Origin of the sequence: Marinilactibacillus sp. GCM10026970 (genome assembly GCF_042660675.1) — a bacterium.
Classification (GTDB): Bacteria; Bacillota; Bacilli; order Lactobacillales; family Carnobacteriaceae_A; genus Marinilactibacillus.
Genome location: NZ_JBHSUL010000031.1, coordinates 236,964 through 256,703, shown reverse-complemented (window position 1 = coordinate 256,703; position 19,740 = coordinate 236,964). Strand labels below are relative to the sequence as shown.

Genomic DNA, 19,740 nt, shown 5'->3' with positions numbered 1-19,740 from the left:
CCGCCGGTTCAAAAGCGCTAATGGCATTAATTTGAGTAGCCAACTCTTGGTAAAAATCAACATCTGAACCAAATGTAGCACCTAGGAATTCTCCAGCTAGTTCATTGTTGTCAATATTTAATACATAAATTGAAGAACCACCTAAGTTTGAAGCATTAACTGATCCTTCGATAGTTTGACGAGGAATCGGTGCAATTGCCCAGTCGCCTGATTGAGAGTCTTCCGCTGTAATAGAAGGGGTGATCCAGTTACCCGTTGGAACTGTAACGACTTCTCCATTATTGAAGGCTTGTAAGAACTGATCCCAGTCGTTGTGCACATTCATCGCTCCAGAATCAAACAATTCTTTATATGTTTCAAACCCTAATTTCAAAGATTCATTATCGGCAATATAAGGAGTTTGACCATCTTCTTCTGTTAGCCATACACCACTAGATTGCATCATGACACGAATGATTCCTAAATCACTATGGTCATTGGTCATCCATTTGACACCTGTTTGTTCCGTAACATCTATTCCAATTTCAACATATTCATCCCAAGTAATGTCTGTTACATCTTCAAGTGTGTACCCAGCTTCTTCCAAGATATCTGTTCTAACATATAGTCCAGTTACACCACTGTCAAAGGGAACATTGTATACTTCACCTTCGTAGGTACCAGCTTTTGTTTTGTAATCAGCAAAATCATCTAAGTTATAATACTCTTCCAAAGGAACAAATGAACCTGGATATGAGTTCAAGAAACTTTGCGCTCTATAATCTTCAATGAACACAATATTTGGTAATCCAGTTTCAACACCTGAACTTAAACTTGTATTCAAACGCTGAATAACGTCATCTTGCGAGTTTTCAACGATGTTTAAATCAAATTCAGGGTTGTCTTCTTTATAAGTTTCTTCGGCAATCTCAAGTGCACGAACATTGAAGTTAGGATCCCAAGTCCAGACCGTTAATTGGTTTGGTTCTCCAGTAGCGCCTTCTAACTCTTCGCCTTCTTCTGTATCATTTCCACTTCCACCACCACAAGCTGTAAGAACTAGTAATGCTGAAGCACTTAATGTTAAAGCTGTCTTTTTATTGAACATGTGTATTCCTCCATTATTCTATTTTTAAATTGGGCTAACTTTATAACTATATTGATAACTTTTATTCAGTAATTGATATTGATTTAATACACCCGGACCACAACTTGCAGACCCAATACCATTTAATTGGTGATCAATATTCAACTCCAACGAGTCTTCCTTTTCGAGCTCAACATGATGAAGTTTATGATCTAGCTGCTCCGTTGAGTACGATCTGAGACTGAAATTGAATCGTGTACCTGATATTTTTATACCACATCCTCTATTATTTCTGATTTCAACCCATCTGGTTTCTGATCGGTTTCCATTTTCTTGAGGCATAATGTAAGGAGTGAAAAGGTCGTCTACTGATTTAGCATAAATACCTACTCTCGATGCTAATTGGACATCTGGATAAGATTCACCTGGTCCATTTCCAAACCATTTCACTTGATTGAACTGGTTGGATAGATTCATCTGCATTCCAATTTTAGGTAATGTTTCGCTACCCTTACCATATTTTTCAGCTTGAACTTCAACATCAAAGGATCCATCGCTGGCGATACTGTAAGTTGTGTTCACATGGAATCCCCAGTTGTAAACAGCAGGCGCCAATGTAGAATCAACTTCTATATTCACTGAAGTTTCATCTGTTTGCTTTATAACAATTCCATTGATGCGTTCTTGAATAAGATCTACACCGGCTTTTATCCATGTATCTACTACTGGAAAAGTTCCGAATTCTTCAAGTCCTAAACGATCATTATCTGTAAGAGCTCTCCAGTAGTTATGCTTAGGACCATTTTGAATAATAACTTCTCCAGTAACCTCGTATTGATTGATTCTACCGGTCCGTTTATCCATACTCCATACGAAGTCATCTCCTGATACAGAAACAAAGTTGTCTTCATCTATTACCGTTACCCTTTTTGGTTCTTTTTGAATAAATACTTTCTTCTCACGGGTTCCAACCTCGAATTGTTCCCAAGCAATTTCATGTCCTACCTCAGCCCATTTGGTTGGATACTTTTGTAAAAATTTCAAAGTAACATAACTATCTTTTTCCATGTCCTTCAAATTGAAAGGAATTTCAATTACCTTAACCTTAGATGCCGCAATGTCAGTTAAGTCTAACTCACCACTATTTATAATATTTCCTTGCGTTTGCACTTCCCAAATTCCGTAAACATGTGATAAGTCAATGAAATCATATCGATTTTCAATTTCGAACTTTCCTTTTTCTAGATTGTTAATTCGTACATGAATCGGTTGGATAGCTTTTTTATAGTCTAAAAGCGCTGGAGAAGGTGTTCTATTTGGCATAACTAGTCCATCGATCACAAAATTTGAATCGTGTGGCTTCTCGCCAAAATCTCCACCATAAGCAAATGCTTCCTTGCCATCTGCTCTATCAATTTTAATTCCATGATCAATCCATTCCCACACGAATCCACCTTGAAGTCTTGGATAGTTATAAAATAGATCAACATATTCTTTGAAAGCACCTGGTCCATTGCCCATAGCATGAGCATATTCACATAAAATATGCGGTTGCTTCAAGTCAGTTCGCTTACCTAATTTTTCCATCGTCTCTACATCTGTATACATAGTAGAAAACATATCAGCCGTTTGATTCAATTCCTGTGGTTCATATTTTGTACGTTCTAGAATTTCTCTTGTTTCACCTTCATAGTGTAGCAATCGAGTTGGGTCATGTGATCTAACCCAATCTGCCATCGCTTGATGATTTGAACCAAAGCCAGATTCATTTCCAAGCGACCAAATCACTACTGATGGATGATTTTTATCTCTCTCGACCATCCGTTTGATTCGATCTACATAAGCTGCTTTCCATGAATCATCTTGACTTAATTGACTCCAGTTATCTACTAGTACAAAACCATGAGTTTCCAGATCTGTTTCATCAATTACATAAAAACCGTACTGATCACATAAGTCGTAAAACACTGGATCACTTGGATAATGAGAAGTTCGAATTGAATTAATATTATGCGCTTTCATCAAATTCAAATCTTCAATCATTGTCTCAACCGGTATTGCTCTTCCTAGCTCAGGGTGAAAATCATGCCGATTAACGCCTTTAAAAATAATGTGTTGTCCATTGATCAAAATCAGACCATCTTTTAATTCGATCTTTCTAAATCCTACCCGATTAGGAATTACTTCAACAATCGTTCCTTGATGATCTTTTAATTCTATAATCAAATTGTACAAGTAAGGATTTTCTGCCGACCATTTTTTAGGATTTTTAATTTTGAAAGTTTTACTTATATCTTGAGTTACCGCTTCTTCATCTGAAACGATTACATTATTTTCTGTATCGAATAATGTATAGGCAATTGTATATCCAACTGCTTGATTGCTCATCATAATATGAATATTTAGCTCTGAATCTTTGTATTGATCATCTAAATCCGTTTGTATACTTATATCATCTATAGAAACAAATGGTTTGCGAATTAAGAGTACATCTCTGAATATTCCGCTTAACCACCACATATCCTGATCTTCAAGATAACTTTGAGCATTGTATTTATAAACTTTAACCGCTAAGTGGTTTTGACCTTCTACAACATAGTCTGATAAATCATACTCGGAAGCTGTTCTACTACCAGTACCGTAGCCTACGAAGTGCCCATTTACCCACAGGTGAAATGCACTATCAACACCTTCAAATCGGATGATGGTTCTTTCAGTAATATCAGCTTTTGAAAGGGTAAACATTTTTCTATAAGCACCTGTCGGATTCTTTGAAGGAATCTTTGGAGGATCCACCGGAAATGGATATTGAACATTTGTATAATGTGGATTTTCATAACCTTCCATTTGCCAGTTCGATGGTACTGTGATAGAATCCCATTCTGTATCGTCAAAATCTTTTTCTTGAAATGAAGACTGTATACCACTTGGATATTCTGAGTATCTGAACTTCCATCTTCCATTCAATGAAGTTACTTTAGAAGAATAGTTGTTCTGATAAGTTAGAGCTGAATCTAAGTTATCGTAAGAAAAAAAATAAGCATGTTCCGCTTCTCGATTCAATTCAATCGTTTCTTGGATTTTAAACTCTTCGTATTTATTCATTCATCAATCCTCAATTCTTTACTAAATTTACTCTATATTAAAAAAAGGCTATATTGTTGTTGTATAAAGATTTTGCACAACTTCTTAAGACCACTTTATAACATCCAAATAAAATTTGCAAGCGCTTTAGAAAAATATTTTACTTATTTACTAAAATTTTACTTATAAATTTAAGTCTAAACTGATGAAAATGATTGTCAATGACCGAAGTATACATTATGCTATCAATAATCCTAGCTTGTGTTTTTCGACTTCAGAAAGGAGTTTATTCAATGAAAATTAAAGATAAAAGTTTCTATCGATTAAATGCTTTCAGCAATACATTTTTTCGTTACCCTGTTTCAATCTTATTTTTTTTATTTTTATCGTTATATGTCATTAGAGGGAATCGATTAAATTATTACAGCTTCCATCAAGGTCCAATTTGGGCATTCACTATCGGAGGCGTTCTTACTGCGGTTAGTCAAACTTTGTATGAAAAACTTTATCTAGGTAAGCAATTTGCTCGCATCATCCTACACCTAATCGCCATTTTGTTTACATTAGCTTACTATTATTTTTTTCTAAGACATTATCCTGATTTCAGTTGGTTTATAATGATGCGGTTCGACGCACTACTGGCAGCATCTATCGTGGCTTTTATATGGATACCTACAATCAAGAAATCCTCTCTATCTTTTGATTTAGCATTCACTGTTGCCTTTAAATCGTTTTTCTCAAGTCTTCTATACTCTGTTATACTTGTCATTGGATTCTTTATTATATTTGGAACGTATACCTTTTTGATAGCTGAGCTTGATTATGTTATATTTGCAGATCTAGCGACAATAATTTTCTGCTTATTTGCTCCAATATGTTTCTTGTCATATGTACCCGACTATAACTTATCAGAAGGTAATGTGTCAGATCAACCTGACGGACCACTAACCGTTCCTAAATTACTGAGATTTTTAGTCTCTTATATAATCATTCCTTTACTGACAGTTTATACTCTTATTCTAATGTTATATATCGTCCCTAACTTAGCAGGAGAATTCTGGATAGACAATTTACTTGAGCCATTACTCATCAGCTATGCTGTCATAGGCTTTTTAACCTTGTTTATTTCTCATACATTCGATACTTTAAGTACAAAATATTTTAAATCTATTTTTCCAAAAGTATTCCTCGTTATAGCTTCTTTTCAGACATTGGCCTCTATAATTAAAACGCAAGAAGTTGGATTAACACCCGGTCGTTATTATGTCATTCTCTTTGGAGTTTTTTCAATCATCTCTAGTTTACTATATAGTTTTTCTATTCGTAAAAAATATCTGGTGCCTGTTCTTTTTATTGTGCTCACTACACTATCGTCCATACCTCCCATAGATGCTGTGACAGTAGGTTTAAACAGTCAAATAAGATCAGTAGAGTCTGTATTGGAAAAAAATAATATGTTGGAAAATGATCGCGTCATCAGTAATAAAAATATTAGCACCGAGGATCAAAAAAAGATTATAGAAGGTTTACGTTATATTGAGGATTATGATGCTTTAGATCGTATCAGCTGGTTGCCTGAAGACTTTGCATATTATGGAGATCAATTTGAAACTGTCTTTGGCTTTGATCGCTTTCAGTCTCAATATGATGAACCGTCTACGGTTGACGGGGCACTAAATCCTCCATATACGAGTTTACAATTAAATACTAATCGCTCGACTCCATTAGACATTTCTAGCAGCAACCAATTAGTTATTATCCCTTTTTCGTATGATCAGTATGTACAACCTATTATCCAAACAACTCCCCTACAGATCGAAGATATCAGTTATAACTTACTTGTCACAGTAGAGGAAGACAACTTCCAAATAGACCTTACTACTAATCGAGATGAAAACATCATAAGTCATAACCTTTCCTTCATGTTAGAAGAAAATTATAAATTTTACGATACCATTCAAGATTTACCGTTAACGGATTTAACGTTCACCGAAGAAAATGATCAAGCCATTACGACTGTAATTATAGAAAATATAGAAATCCTCGATAAAGAATCTTATTCAGGAAGTCTATATCTATTGATCGATTTAAAGGACTAAAAAAGAAGCGTAGTACAGCATCTAGCTAGGGCTGTGCTACGCTTCTTTTTAATGTGGTTCACGTTTTAATTTAATTTTTGTTTTCACGATATAAGTTAACATGATACTCATTACAACAAACAATACAACAATAATGATATAAAGAAATAGCATATTTGAAGGATTTTGATTTGTAGGATTTTGGTTTGAATTATTCTCTACAGCAACTACAGCCTGCTCGTTCACTTCTTCTTCCTCTTCTTCAGTTATCGTGAAACTTTCATCGAATGTCCATTCACCTAACTCATTTGAGGCTGTCAACGTAACCGAATAGTCCCCCGCTTCAATTCTAAAGTTTTCCCAGTCGATGACAAAATCTAACACTGAATCTGGAGCGATGCGAGCATCCTCCAACTCAGCATTTCGAATCAACGTTTCGTTTTCATAAATAGATGCGCTGATATTCATATTTCTCATAATCATAGGTTCCATGTTTTGGATCTGAGCAATAACAGCAGTTCTTGAGTTAGATAAGCCTGGCTCGACATCCACTAATTCTAGATTTGGCTCCAGTTCATTTTCGTTTTGAGAAAGTTGAACGCCTATTACATAAGCATAATCATTTCTTATTGAAACATCAGATTCTACTTCTTGAATATCTTCTCGTTTTTCTTGAAATCTCAGTCCCCCTAGAATGATACCATCGAAAGGTTCGCTAGGAGCAGTAATATCAACAAAAACAGATTTTGTTTCCCCTGCCTCTAACTGGATTTCCGATGTATCTAATTCAGCAATTGTATTAAGGGGGTGATCTGAATAGACAATGGCATCCACAACATCGTAAACAATGACGCCATTACGATTTGTTGCTGCATTATTTAAATTAACCATTACTGTAATGTCTTCATTACTATTGTTCATGATCTCTGTTTCAATAACTTGCTCCTGATCGGGCTCTATACTCAAATCAAAATAGGTCTGATCTAAGTCACGCTGATTTTCCGGGATAACAGCTCTCACAGAAAATTTCACAGTTTCTGAAATTTCTGAAGCAGAGGCTGCTTCAGGATTTCCTGCCAATAGCACAATCCCTAAAAGAAGCAGCCAACCAATCAGTTTATTACGTTTGGAACGAATCATAAAGGAGTATCATCCAATGACCAAGTAATAGTCGCTGTATGTGTTCCTTCCGTACCAGCCCCGGCAGGTACGAATAGCTCAATATCGCCAGCAGTTGTCCAGTCAAATAACCATCTACCAGACCCTTCACCTTCTTCTGCATTAATTGGTACACCAGTTGCATCCTCGCTGATAACAATTTCGCTAAGAGTAGGTTCAGTATCAGCAATCGTACTCGTAGTTGTTGCAGCTGGAGCGGCAAATGTGATTGTGCTTCCAGGTAATGATGGGTCTCCGCCTTCAGTAAATCCTGTCATCGAAGCAACAATATGCCAGCCTTCCCCAGTTCCTCGAGCATCTGCGACTTCTAAAAACCCGTCATCATCTGATACGATTGTACCTGTGAATGTTTCTTCATCAGCAGTCAAAACGTTGGTTCCAAAATCAATTAAGTCTGGTACTGTAACTAATTCTAGCTCTCCTCCAGTAAAAGTAACTGTTACATCTGTTTCACCTGTATCAACTACCACCGCACTTGCCGTAAGTGGAGTCACTGCTCCTAATAATAAGCCTAATCCTAAACCGCCAATAATCTTTTTCTTTAAATTCATTCTATTTCCTCCTTAGGGAATGTAGTTTTTTTATAGGTTAATACTAAATTAAGGTGTATCTGAAAGTTCCCAAATAATTGTAGTACTGTATGTCTCGGCACTTGCCTCCGGTGGAATTTGAATGAGAGGTCCTTGATCCGGTGCGAAACTGACAGTTACAGGATCTCGACTCGTAGTTGTACTTGAGAAAACCTGAATTGAATTTGTGGTCAATGGCCTAATACCAGAACTATCTGAAAAAACTAGCGCATCAGGGAGTGTGTTACTAGCTGATTGGAGTGGTGCAGTTACTCTAGCGTTTAAAGACCATGGGCTACCAGTTGCTCTTGTGTCTTGTACTTGGATACCCCATTCAGTTTCTTGCCTTGGTATTAACTCGCCTACTTGTTCCAAGCTATGCGTTCCAAATGACATTGATCCAGGTACAGACACCAGTGTCAATGCGGCTTCTAGTACAATAGTCCCGCTCGGCAAACTAATCAACTGTTCACTCGTGACCGTAGTGGCACTTATAGAAGTTCCTGCTGGTCTTGGACTTTGAATATTTACTGCAAAAGTTCCGTTTGCCGCAACAGTTCCCGTGTATTCCGTTGACCCGATCAATATTCTAACAGTAGTGTTAGCCGGCGCTGTACCACGAACGATAGTATCTTGGCTATATACCGGACTTAGTACCGGTGGACTTGGTCTTTGCCGGACGGTCACCGTAGTAGGTGTACTTAATAAATCAACACCATTTTGTCTACTAACTTGAACTCCTGTAATAACCGTTCCTGGCACCCGTGTTCCAATATTAATAGCAAATGTTCCATCCGTGGAGACAGCTGAATTAAATGTTTGACCACCAACCGTTAAACGGGCAGAGTTGCCTATGGATACATTTCCTCGCACAATCGTATCTGTAGAATAGACTGGTGTCGTAAAGGTTAATGGCGGGATGACTGGCGGTATTGGCGCTTGTAAACTGGCAGTTGGCATAGGTCCAGTGTTTAAAGATAAATCAGTCAGTCCAGTAGTCCCAGCAGCCCTGAACGTATATTGATTACCTGTTATAAAAGGCCTACTGGATATGTTAAATGTCACGGTATATGTTCTGGCTGCCAATAAACCAATATCCAGCGCAGAAGCAGTTACAGGCACGTGAATTGAATTAATATTTTGATCGTAAACAACATTAAGTGGCGTTACAGTGGGACCAAGTAATCCTGGAATAGAAAGATTTGCATTCAAATTTGAAATTCTTCCCCTGAATTCAGCTGGAATCTGAAAGACCACTCTTTGAGAAGGGGTTAATACATTCAGTATCCCGCTCCCTACATACGTCAATCGAATCTGAGTTGGATTAGTGGCGTTTGGCAGATAAACAGCAGTTAAGGTTTGGGTTAAAAATATATTGGCATTCTCTTGTTGCTGCATCACAGCTTGTCTGCTAGAAAGTCTTTGGTCTTCAGATTCAAAGTCTTCTTCGAGTAAAGCTTCGTCTTCAGATTCGAATTCTTCACTATCTAACTCAGAAAGTTCTTCTCGTTCAAAGTCATCTTGTTCTTCATCCGTTAAGTCATCATTATCAGTATCTTCTTCAATTAGATTTTCATCTTCTTCTAATTCCAACTCTACTTCCGGATCTTCTACTTCTTGTTCTACTTCTTGTTCTACTTCTTGTTCTGGTTCTGGCTCTTGTTCTTCATCTAAATCTAAGTCATCTATGTCGGATTCTTTGGCTTCTTCAATGTCTTCCGGATCTTGAGCATCATTTTCCAGTTCTATAGAAGTTTCTAGATTAAGCTCTTCCTCTTCAACAACATCTTCTTCTATATCTGAAAACTCTTCTTCCATTATTTCTGTTTCAGAATCAACTCCATTTAGTGTCTCCGCAATAACCGGTGAGATAAAGTGTAATAGAAGTGTCAGAATAACTAAGAAATTTATAATAATAATGATTTTTTTAAATTTAACTATCCTAACCACCCCAACTCTCAGATTGATTTAGTTTAATTAAATGAGATCAACGATATATATAAAATTGCTCGTTAATCTAATCTATTTATTATAGCCATCATACTATCATTAATTTAACTATTCAAACAATATCTCTTATGAACACTTTATGACATATTTATAAAATTAACAACACCTAAACCCATTAATTAGTATTTTAGTTATAAAAAATAGATTTTTATTTAATTTTAACAATATATGTTATTGTTAAAAAAATACTATAACATGAATAAAATCATAGACCAGCATCGATTTACGCTCATTTATTCACATGAGCAAATAGATTCTCTTAACCCTAAAAAAATCGCTTTCATTGATTTTTTAGGTTAATCGTTTGATGTTCATCAGTAAAATAAATTCTATTTCAACAAAACCCATATGTTGGAATACTATTAAACACTCCTAATTCAAACGATATTATATAGATATTAGTCCTTGAGCCTTTTTATTTGGTGATAGTTTAATCTAGGTTTATGATAAAAGCATCTTACAATTTAAGGGAGAGATTTTTAAATGAGTAATGAACAAAATGTCAATCCGTTAGATCAATATTTCAATGGTGAGTTTCCGAAACAACCTCAAACACCTCCAGGTCTTCAAAAAGATATGGATCCAGTTCCTGATTGTGGAGAAACTTCATATGTAGGAAATGGACAACTTAAAGGTAAACGTATATTAGTTACTGGTGGAGACTCTGGTATTGGACGTGCTGCTGCAATTGCCTACGCTCGTGAAGGTGCAGATGTCGCGATCAACTATCTTCCAGAAGAACAATCAGATGCAGATGATGTAAAGCAATTAATTGAAGCAGAAGGTAAAAAGGCCGTATTAATTCCAGGAGATTTAAGAAGCGAAGAGTTTTCTAAAGGAATGGTAGAAAAAGCTGTTTCCGAATTAGGTGGACTTGATGTGCTAGCTTTAGTTGCTGGTAAACAACAAGCTGTTTCAAATATTGAAGATATTACCACAGAACAATTAACCAGTACTTTTGAAACAAATATCTACTCGATGTTCTGGTCAATCCAAGCAGCTATCCCTCACTTATCTGAAGGAGCTTCCATTATTACAACAACTTCAGTTCAAGGATACGATCCATCTGAAAACTTATTAGACTATGCTTCTACTAAGTATGCAATTAGAGGATTCACAATTGGTTTAGGAAAACAACTCGCACCTAAAGGTATTCGTGTAAATTCGATTGCTCCAGGGCCTGTATGGACTGCATTACAAGTTTCAGGTGGTCAACCACAAGATGCTATCCCAGAATTTGGTAAACAAGTTCCACTTAAAAGAGCGGGACAACCTGCTGAATTAGCTGATATGTACGTATATCTAGCTTCTGAAAGAGCAAATTATGTTACTGGTCAGATATTTGGTATTACTGGTGGTACTCCATTAGCTTAATCTCTAATATTAAACTTACTAAGCAATGAAAAAATCCGCAAGTATCTGTAAAGGATACTTGCGGATTTTATTATTTATTCTTTCTTAGTTTTTATTATGCTTTATCAAAAAACCTGCAATCAATGGCTGGAGAATCATTACTACTATCGTTCTTTCAAAACTCCAGAAAAAGATACGTTTTGTATTTAGATAGATATTCAGTAATACATTTCATACAAATAAAATATATAGTAAAGTACTTATAACCATAAGATATTTGAGTTGCTTGTTCAGTTTAAAGAACTTTCTACATAGCCCTTGAATACATATTTACTGAAAGCATTAACCAGTACAGTTCTATTGTCGAACTATCTTCTTAAAAAGAGGTTCAACTCTATTGAACTCCCCTATGCACCGATGACAAATACAAATATATCACCCAAATCATCTACTTCTACTTTTTAGTAAATATTTTCTAAATTGAGTTAAATGTAAAGACTTACATTTGATTTTACTGTAAAATAGAAAACGTAGTCAAAAATTGTAATGGAGGATTGTTTAATTTATGAATAATGCAAACTTTAAGTTCCATAATGATGTTGAAATACCAAAAATCGGATTTGGTACTTGGCAAATTCCCAATGATGAAGCCTTTGATTCAGTAACAATGGCTTTAAAAAATGGTTATACGCATATTGATACAGCGTTAGCCTACCAAAATGAAGAAAATGTTGGGAAAGCGATTAAAGCATTTGATATTTCTAGAGAAGACGTTTTTATTACAAGTAAACTCCCTGCTCAAATCAAAGGTTTCGAAGAAACATTGAAAGCCTTTGATGAAACAATCACGAATCTTGATGTAGATTACCTAGATTTGTACTTGATCCACGCTCCATGGCCTTGGGATGATATGGGTAAAGATTGTACTGAAGGGAATATTCAGTCTTGGAAAGCAATGGAACAGTTGTATAACGAAGGTAAAATCAAAGCGATTGGTGTTTCTAACTTTGAGATTAAAGATATCCAAGCTCTTTTAGATAACTGTGATATTGTACCAATGGCAAATCAGATTCCATTTTACGTTGGACGTGACCAAGAAGATTTATTAGCTTTCTGTAAAGAGCACAATATCGTAGTTGAAGCTTATTCTCCACTAGCTACCGGAGAACTTTTAAACAATGATGATATTAAAACATTAGCTGATAAATATGAAGTTACTCCTGCTCAGTTATTAATTAGATATTGTTTAGAAAGAGATACGTTACCTCTTCCTAAATCGACTCACGAAGAACGTATTATTCAAAACAAAGAAGTCGATTTTGAAATATCTGAAGAAGATATGAAACAATTGATGCAAATGGAAGATGTTCGTAAATAATTTTATAGAGAAGAGCCTGCTGAAAATTCAGCAGGCTTTTTTATTTTTTACAAAACCTGATGATACTGAGTCTTAGTAAACATATGGTTTGACTTTTATAGATCAAAAACAGTATTTTGAATATATACTTACTGTCAATATTAATACAACTCTTTAGAAAGGTGGCTTGGAATGAACACTCTATCTCCCGACTCAGATCAATTAAAATACGAAAAAGTTCCAATTATTATTCCTTCGTTTAATCCAGACCATCAATTGACTCAAATCGTTCATAAAATTCGAGAGCAAATTAGCAAAACCATAAAAATTATTATCGTAAACGATGGAAGTTCAAAAGATACAAGTTATATATTTGAGGAAATAAAATCCATCCCAAATTGTGTTATTTTAAGTCATTCAAAGAATAGCGGTAAAGGACGAGCTATTAAGACAGCATTAGAATATATTATAAATCATGTAACCTCTTCCTTAGGTGCAATTACTATTGATGCAGATGGACAGCACGAAATAAATGATATTTTATCGTGTATCAATCAATTTCTGATTCATCCTGATTCGGCAGTACTTGGATGTAGAACCTTTAATAATGATTCTGTACCATTTAGAAGTCGCTTAGGTAACAGTTTTTCCAAGACTACATTAAGATTATTTCATGGTCTTAAATTAAGCGATACACAGACAGGACTACGAGTAATACCTGCTTCAGCTTTTAATGCTCTATTAAACGTTACTGGTGAACGCTACGAATACGAGACAAATATGTTATTATTTTTTAAAGAGAATCAAATTGATATAAAAGAAGTTCCAATAAAAACAGTTTACCTAGATGACAATCAATCATCTCATTTTAATCCTATTACGGATTCTATAAGAATCTATTCTACCTTTTTAAAATATACCCTGTCAGCATCTGCATCATTTTTGGTTGATATCTTTTTATTTACGATATTAGTTTATTTTTTTAAGTCTAGTTTCCCGATAAATTATATTATTATCGCTACCATCCTAGCTCGCATATCTTCGGCTTGTTTTAATTATCTTTCAAATAAATACTTGGTTTTTAAAACTAAAAAGAAGAAAAGGTCGTTTTATCGTTACGCTATTTTATTTTTATTTGAGATGTCCGCATCTGCTTTTCTAGTTCATACAATTGTAAGTCTTAGTATTTTCAATACAGAGTGGTTCGTAAAACTCGTCGTTGATTCACTTATTTTTTGCATTGGATTTTACATTCAAAAAAACTGGGTCTTTAAAAAGAAAACACACTCTTCTAAAAAAATTTTGAAAGAATCAAAAACCTAAGCTTCAATACACTCACTCTTTTTTAACCGTATAATACGCTTTTACCTCTCGAATCTAATGAGAGTTAAAAGCGTATTTTTTTATTGTATCTTAAAACCTTAAAATAACTTGTCATATTTCAGTCATAAAATGGATAGTTAGTTTAATGACAAATAGATTTATAAATATATAGAAAAAAACTTTATTATTATTCAGTTATTTTCAAAAAAACCAACAATACTGTATTATATTTGACTTTTTTTGTATACATTAATCTATTAATTATCAAATTAATTTTTTCACAATAAATTGAGACAATTACGTTCATTATTGCTAATAGCTAAACTTTAGTTAATAGAATATACTACTTTTTATTATATATTTCGAATTCGGAATTCTTTTGCGAGTTTTAGGAGGTTCAGTTATGCATAACGGAAAATATTCAAATATAGATAAAGAAAGTGTCCTAGTTATTATTCCCGCTTATAATCCTAGCGAAGAGTTAATAGAATTGGTTAACTCTATTATATCTAGCAAGCCAGATGCTCAGTTAATTATTGTGAATGACGGGAGTAATCAAGAATCAGAAAATATATTTTCAGACATTCTAAAATTTCAACAGTGTGTAGTATTACACCATAATGTTAATTTAGGTAAAGGACAAGCATTAAAAACAGCTTTCAACTACGTGGAAAAGTTAGATTCTCCTATTGCAGGTGTAATTACTGTGGATGCTGACGGTCAGCATGGCTTAGAAGATATATTAAACTGTATTGATGTGTTCAATCAAAATAAACAAACTGTCATTCTTGGATCTCGTCAGTTCTATAAAAAAGACATTCCATTCAGAAGTCGTTTTGGAAACAACCTGACTCGGATATTCTTGAAAATTGCGCATGGAATCACACTAAGCGACAGTCAAACTGGTCTGAGAGTCATTCCTTTTTCTTTGTTGAAGTCACTCATTGTATTACCTGGCGAAAGATATGAATACGAGATGGACATGCTGATGTACTTCAAGAAAAATAATATAGCCTTGAAAGAGGTCCCAATCGCTACCATTTACTTGAATGACAATCAATCTTCTCACTTTAATCCAATTGTAGACTCTATCAAGATTTACTCAGTATTTTTTAAATACGGATTCTCATCTTTACTCGCTTTTGCTATAGATATCGTACTATTTGTATTTTTGTTATCTTTATTCGCTTCGTTAAATGTTGAATTTTCTATACTATTAGCTACTGTAGGCTCTCGAAGTACTTCATCTATTATTAATTACATTACAAATGGGAGATTTGTTTTCAAAGCTATACATTCCACCAGCTCTGTCGCAAGGTACTTTACTCTTGTGTTTTTTCAAATGCTACTATCAGGATTACTTGTCCAGACCTTGTCAGTAGTGATGTGGATCTTAACACCAATTACGATTAAATTAGTTGTAGATGTTTTTCTATTTGTAATCAGTTTTCAAGTTCAAAAGATTTGGGTATTCAAGCAACAAAAGGCTGAAAGGAGCTTTTCTCTAAATGAAAAATAAAAATTATCAAAGAACGTTATTTTTAATTACTTTCTTCTTTATGACTTTATATTTACTGTGGAGACTTTTTTTCACATTGCCTTTTCAAGAAGGACCATTTGCCTTAATTATGGGCGTACTTTTACTCGCAAGCGAATCTGCTGCAGCTTTTGGAACGTTTGAACTCTTCTGGAGAAAAAACCAAGAGACGCTGATTGAAAAACCTGAAGTTCATGAAGAAGATTTTCCGCATGTAGATGTTTTTATCGCTACTCATAATGAATCTACTGATTTATTATTCAAAACAGCTAACGCTTGTACTTTTATGGACTACCCTGACAAATCAAAAGTACATATTTATTTATGTGACGATGGAAATCGCCAAGAAGTAGCGGATCTTGCTAAAAAGCTAAATATTCATTATCTCGGATTAGAAAATAATAAAGATGCCAAATCTGGTAATTTAAACCATGCTTTGTCTTCTACTGATTCTCCACTGGTCGTGACGTTCGATTCTGATATGATTCCTACTCATGATTTCCTTATGGAATCTGTTCCTTATTTTTTCCTTCCAAACTATCAAAAAGATGTAAATGGAGTATGGTTACGTAAAGACATAGATGAAAATGAGCCAATCGAAGAAGTTGGATTCGTACAGACCCCTCAAAGTTTTTATAACCCAGATCTTTTTCAGTATAATTTATTTGCAGAAACCACTATTCCTAATGAACAAGACTTTTTTACTAAAGAAATTAACGTGATGAGAAACAGTTCAAACTCACCAACTTACACAGGTTCAAACACTGTTTTATCTCGTAAAGCATTAGAAGGAGTTGGTGGATTCCCAACGGATACGATTACTGAAGATTTTCAGACTGGTATAAGGATTCAAGAAAAAGGTTACCGAACAATCGCTACTACAAAAGTTGTTGCGAATGGTCTAGCTCCAACGTCTATTGAGACGCTTATTTCACAGCGCGTTAGGTGGGCACGTGGGGTGATACAAAGTGTTCGTAATACAAAAATCCCATTCAATAAAGAGTTACCGATTGCTTCTAGAATTAGCTATATGGTGAGTCACTCTTACTGGTGGTCATTTGCTAGAAGAATCATCTTTACCTTTTCACCAATTCTCTTTGCATTGTTTGGAATTCGGATAGCTATTTGTGGCTTCTGGGATTTACTTTTATTCTGGGGGCCTTCTCACCTTTTCTATAGTCTTTCTATGCGTAGTTTGTCAAGTGCTACTCGTAACCAAAGATGGAGTCAGATTATTGATACAATACTAGCTCCTTATATGATTCTACCCGTTTTTATGGAGTCGGTAGGACTTAAGCAAATGAAATTCAAAGTAACGAATAAAGATATAGAGGGCGATACTTTAAAACAACAAGTTCTTTATGCACTACCTCATCTTTTGCTGCTAGGACTATCTATTGCTGCTTTAATTAATTTCACAGTGGGTAAATACGGAAGCGAACTCTTTTACGGGAGTATCATTATTTTCTGGCTCGTCTATAATGTCATCAACTTACTTTACGCAGTATTCTTCTTGCTTGGAAGAAAGCTTTACCGTAAGACAGATCGTATAGCTGCAATTGAGCCTGTTGAACTTCATTTCGAAAACCGAGTTCTTAATGGTGAAACTTTAAACCTCTCTGAAGGAGGACTACTGTTTAAATTAGACCGTGCTGAATTTATCCCAAATAATAAGCCAATCCTCATCAAGATTAAAAGCGATCGATATGCAACTGAATTTGAAGGTAACATAAAATATGTAAAAGAACATTCTGATAATTGGCTTTACGGCGTTCAGTTATCCTCTATTACGGAAGATAATAAAAAACAGTTTTCACAGTTAATTTATGATCGTATGCACTCTCTTCCAATAAAATTAGATGTATGGATGACTGCATTCGATGATATTATAAACAATTTAACTCGTAGAATTGAAAAACAACAAGCGGACAAAAGAACACTTCCGAGAATTTTGATCAATAAGTCTATTGCCTTTCAAGATGAGACTATTGGGACTTTAATTGACTTCAATTATAAGTATGCCAGAATCAGTGGGCTAACAGAAACGACTAAACAGAAAATTTTACAGCTTAAATCAGGCGATCAAAATCTCATTATTATATTTGAACCTGTACTAGGTGAAAAGATAAACTACCGTAAAGGTCAATTATTCTTAATCAAAAATTATGAACAAGTATGTATTGATCCTTTATTTAAAACTGAATTGGAGAAGTGGACCAATCCTATTTCAGTAACTGAAGCTAATTAATAATTGTAATCATTTTTGACTGGAGGAATCGTTTTTGGACGTTCTTTTTCTTATTAAATCTATTGGATTAATTCTTTCTTTTATTGGCTATAAGCTGTTGGTAGAAGACAGACTTGGCCTCAAATCAACTTACTCTTGGATCTTTATTTTCGCTACGATCAGTTGTATTGTATATTTTTCAGGTTTTCTTAATCTCTTATTTCTAACGACATATTTAATTTATATTATAGGAATAATGCTTTCCCTTTTTTATGTTGTTAAAGCTAAGCCCACACTTAGTGATCTTTTACAGAAAATCAACTTACTAAATATGAGTTTTTTTATAGCTTTAATCACGCTATTTTTCTCTTTGATACAAACCAAATTTATTCATTATGATAATTTTTCCCATTGGGGAATAATAGTTAAATATTTACTGAATACAAATAGTCTACCGACTATTTCAACTGATATTATTGCATTCAAAACCTATCCTCTAGGTAGCACTTCTTTTATTTATTTTATCAATAGAATTTTAGGCTACTCTGAAGGTTTAATGCTCTTTGCTCAGGCATTGCTGATTCTGTCTTGTTTTTATGCATTTTTCGGAATCATCAGGGATCGTAAAAGATTTCTACTCATCAGTATCATGGGATTGTCCTTTTCACTGATGACAGTTTTTAATATCTCAATCAGAATCAATAACTTACTTGTGGACTTTCTTCTGCCTTTATTGGCTTTGGCTGTTCTTTCGATACTCTATACTTATCGAGATCATCTATTTAAAGCTTGTATCGTAACTACGCCAATTATGGGGCTCTTATCCATCGTGAAAAATAGTGGTCTATTCTTTTATGCCATCTGCATCGTTTGTCTAATGTACTATGTAATCAAGTCATTTAAAAAAACCAAAATCAAACAGAATGTTAAACTGTTTTTTGCCAGCTTAGTCACTATCGCATTTAGTATACTTCCATATATCGTTTGGAACTTGCATACTAAAATTGGTCTTCAAGGAACGTTATCAAAACACACGCTTTCCGTTGAAAACTTTCAAGAAGTTTCATCTGAAAAGTCGGCTGAGACGATTCGATTGATTATTGATCGTTTTTTTGAGGCAATTTTCTCTTTTGATAGTTTATCAACCAGAGGTATTCTACTGTTTCATTTTTTAATGATTGCTAGTTATTTGATAACTTTTATAGTGCTTAAAAAGAGATGGAATAGTCTTAAAGTGTTATTGCTGTTAGATATCGGAGTTGTTTTGTACTATATCGGTAATCTTGCAATGTTTATCTATACGATGCCTACCGAAGAAGCCTTAGTCCTTGCTGGTTTGGAAAGATACTTATCTAGTATGGTACTCTTCTTTATCGGTATTGTAACCTTTAATATTATTATTAATATAGAAAACTCTCTTCATGTGCAGCAAGGCGCGAAGAGAGATTACAAAGCTTTTAAAAATATTAGAACAAAGCAGCTTTACCAAAATACTGCTCTTATATGTACTGCAATTGGACTTTCCTTTCTATTTTCAGAGATTAATGGAATGAATAGTATGAACCAAGATTACTCAACATCTGTCCCTGGAAGAGTTACCTCTCTGGTAGGTGATCAAATGACTCTGAACACGCAAGATAAATTTCTTGTTTATGCAGAGGACACGGATGGCCAAGTAACTAATTTCAACTTGCAATATGCAGCTAAATACTTCCTTTTCTCTGCTAATGTTACCGGTATAAGTTCATTTACTGAAGAAGATATGAATTTGCTAGATGCCTATGATTATGTTTTAATTATGGATGAAAACACTCAATTGACGTCTGCTATAGAACGAACGACCTCTGAGGATTCCTTGGCCGGACTCTATAAAATCAATCATCAGAAATTAACCAAAGTGCCGTTTTCTGATACTGTCGACTTCGCTAGTCGTTAAAAAAGGATACCTGACAAAAAT

At 34.6% G+C, this 19,740-nt stretch carries 12 protein-coding genes; 7 read left to right on the top strand and 5 right to left on the bottom strand.

The window, feature by feature from the left end; all coding sequences use genetic code 11:
* Together ACFP65_RS10085 and ACFP65_RS10080 are read right to left on the bottom strand one after the other, a co-directional pair.
* Positions 1 to 1,087 (bottom strand): ABC transporter substrate-binding protein (locus ACFP65_RS10085; RefSeq protein ID WP_379918315.1); only part of this gene is annotated, 1,087 nt, incomplete at its 3' end.
* A 24-nt stretch (positions 1,088 to 1,111) separates the two neighbouring features.
* Complete coding sequence (locus ACFP65_RS10080) at positions 1,112 to 4,171, bottom strand: glycoside hydrolase family 2 TIM barrel-domain containing protein (protein WP_379918237.1); 3,060 nt, start codon at positions 4,169 to 4,171, stop codon at positions 1,112 to 1,114.
* 272 nt (positions 4,172 to 4,443) lie between these two features.
* Between ACFP65_RS10080 and ACFP65_RS10075 the strand changes: the two genes are divergently transcribed.
* Positions 4,444 to 6,249, top strand: coding sequence for a hypothetical protein (locus ACFP65_RS10075; RefSeq protein ID WP_379918235.1), 1,806 nt, complete (start codon positions 4,444 to 4,446; stop codon positions 6,247 to 6,249).
* Positions 6,250 to 6,297: 48 nt separating this feature from the next.
* On the opposite strand, the gene ACFP65_RS10070 is transcribed toward ACFP65_RS10075, so the two are convergent.
* The 3 genes from ACFP65_RS10070 to ACFP65_RS10060 are packed head-to-tail and all read right to left on the bottom strand — an operon-like array spanning position 6,298 to position 9,926.
* Positions 6,298 to 7,368: a DUF916 and DUF3324 domain-containing protein gene (locus ACFP65_RS10070; RefSeq protein ID WP_379918233.1), complete on the bottom strand. Its 1,071-nt coding sequence runs from the start codon at positions 7,366 to 7,368 to the stop codon at positions 6,298 to 6,300.
* Positions 7,365 to 7,958 carry a WxL domain-containing protein gene (locus tag ACFP65_RS10065; RefSeq protein WP_379918231.1) on the bottom strand — a complete coding sequence of 198 codons (594 nt, stop codon included), beginning with the start codon at positions 7,956 to 7,958 and terminating at the stop codon, positions 7,365 to 7,367. Before ACFP65_RS10065 ends, ACFP65_RS10070 begins: the two co-directional genes overlap by 4 nt.
* Positions 7,959 to 8,006: 48 nt before the next feature.
* The gene (locus ACFP65_RS10060) at positions 8,007 to 9,926 is read right to left on the bottom strand and encodes an Ig-like domain-containing protein (protein ID WP_379918229.1); all 1,920 of its coding nucleotides are present in this window, start codon (positions 9,924 to 9,926) and stop codon (positions 8,007 to 8,009) included.
* A 543-nt stretch (positions 9,927 to 10,469) separates the two neighbouring features.
* On the opposite strand from ACFP65_RS10060, the gene ACFP65_RS10055 reads away from it, so the two are divergent.
* The 6 genes from ACFP65_RS10055 to ACFP65_RS10030 all read left to right on the top strand — a co-directional run bounded on the left by ACFP65_RS10055 (position 10,470) and on the right by ACFP65_RS10030 (position 19,719).
* Positions 10,470 to 11,360, top strand: coding sequence for an SDR family oxidoreductase (locus ACFP65_RS10055; protein ID WP_379918227.1), 891 nt, complete (start codon positions 10,470 to 10,472; stop codon positions 11,358 to 11,360).
* Between the two features lie 544 nt (positions 11,361 to 11,904).
* Positions 11,905 to 12,717 carry an aldo/keto reductase gene (locus ACFP65_RS10050; RefSeq protein WP_379918225.1) on the top strand — a complete coding sequence of 271 codons (813 nt, stop codon included), beginning with the start codon at positions 11,905 to 11,907 and terminating at the stop codon, positions 12,715 to 12,717.
* 171 nt (positions 12,718 to 12,888) lie between these two features.
* Entirely contained in the window at positions 12,889 to 14,019 is a 1,131-nt protein-coding gene (locus ACFP65_RS10045) for a glycosyltransferase (RefSeq protein WP_379918223.1), read from the top strand.
* 403 nt (positions 14,020 to 14,422) lie between these two features.
* Positions 14,423 to 15,538, top strand: a complete 1,116-nt coding sequence (locus ACFP65_RS10040) for a glycosyltransferase (RefSeq protein ID WP_379918221.1) — start codon at positions 14,423 to 14,425, stop codon at positions 15,536 to 15,538.
* Positions 15,528 to 17,804: a glycosyltransferase family 2 protein gene (locus ACFP65_RS10035; RefSeq protein ID WP_379918220.1), complete on the top strand. Its 2,277-nt coding sequence runs from the start codon at positions 15,528 to 15,530 to the stop codon at positions 17,802 to 17,804. The genes ACFP65_RS10040 and ACFP65_RS10035 overlap by 11 nt, the downstream gene beginning before the upstream one ends.
* Before the next feature lie 535 nt (positions 17,805 to 18,339).
* Positions 18,340 to 19,719 (top strand): hypothetical protein, encoded by a 1,380-nt coding sequence (locus tag ACFP65_RS10030; protein WP_379918219.1) that lies wholly within the window; start codon positions 18,340 to 18,342, stop codon positions 19,717 to 19,719.
* Positions 19,720 to 19,740: the final 21 nt, after the last annotated feature.

Excerpts from the sequence above, each read along its gene's own strand:
- ACFP65_RS10080 (WP_379918237.1), bottom strand. The coding sequence starts at position 4,171 with ATGAATAAATACGAAGAGTTTAAAATCCAAGAAACGATTGAATTGAAT.
- ACFP65_RS10035 (WP_379918220.1), top strand. The coding sequence starts at position 15,528 with ATGAAAAATAAAAATTATCAAAGAACGTTATTTTTAATTACTTTCTTC.
- ACFP65_RS10040 (WP_379918221.1), top strand. The coding sequence starts at position 14,423 with ATGCATAACGGAAAATATTCAAATATAGATAAAGAAAGTGTCCTAGTT.
- ACFP65_RS10055 (WP_379918227.1), top strand. The coding sequence starts at position 10,470 with ATGAGTAATGAACAAAATGTCAATCCGTTAGATCAATATTTCAATGGT.
- ACFP65_RS10050 (WP_379918225.1), top strand. The coding sequence starts at position 11,905 with ATGAATAATGCAAACTTTAAGTTCCATAATGATGTTGAAATACCAAAA.
- ACFP65_RS10065 (WP_379918231.1), bottom strand. The coding sequence starts at position 7,958 with ATGAATTTAAAGAAAAAGATTATTGGCGGTTTAGGATTAGGCTTATTA.
- ACFP65_RS10045 (WP_379918223.1), top strand. The coding sequence starts at position 12,889 with ATGAACACTCTATCTCCCGACTCAGATCAATTAAAATACGAAAAAGTT.
- ACFP65_RS10030 (WP_379918219.1), top strand. The coding sequence starts at position 18,340 with ATGCTCTTTGCTCAGGCATTGCTGATTCTGTCTTGTTTTTATGCATTT.
- ACFP65_RS10070 (WP_379918233.1), bottom strand. The coding sequence starts at position 7,368 with ATGATTCGTTCCAAACGTAATAAACTGATTGGTTGGCTGCTTCTTTTA.
- ACFP65_RS10075 (WP_379918235.1), top strand. The coding sequence starts at position 4,444 with ATGAAAATTAAAGATAAAAGTTTCTATCGATTAAATGCTTTCAGCAAT.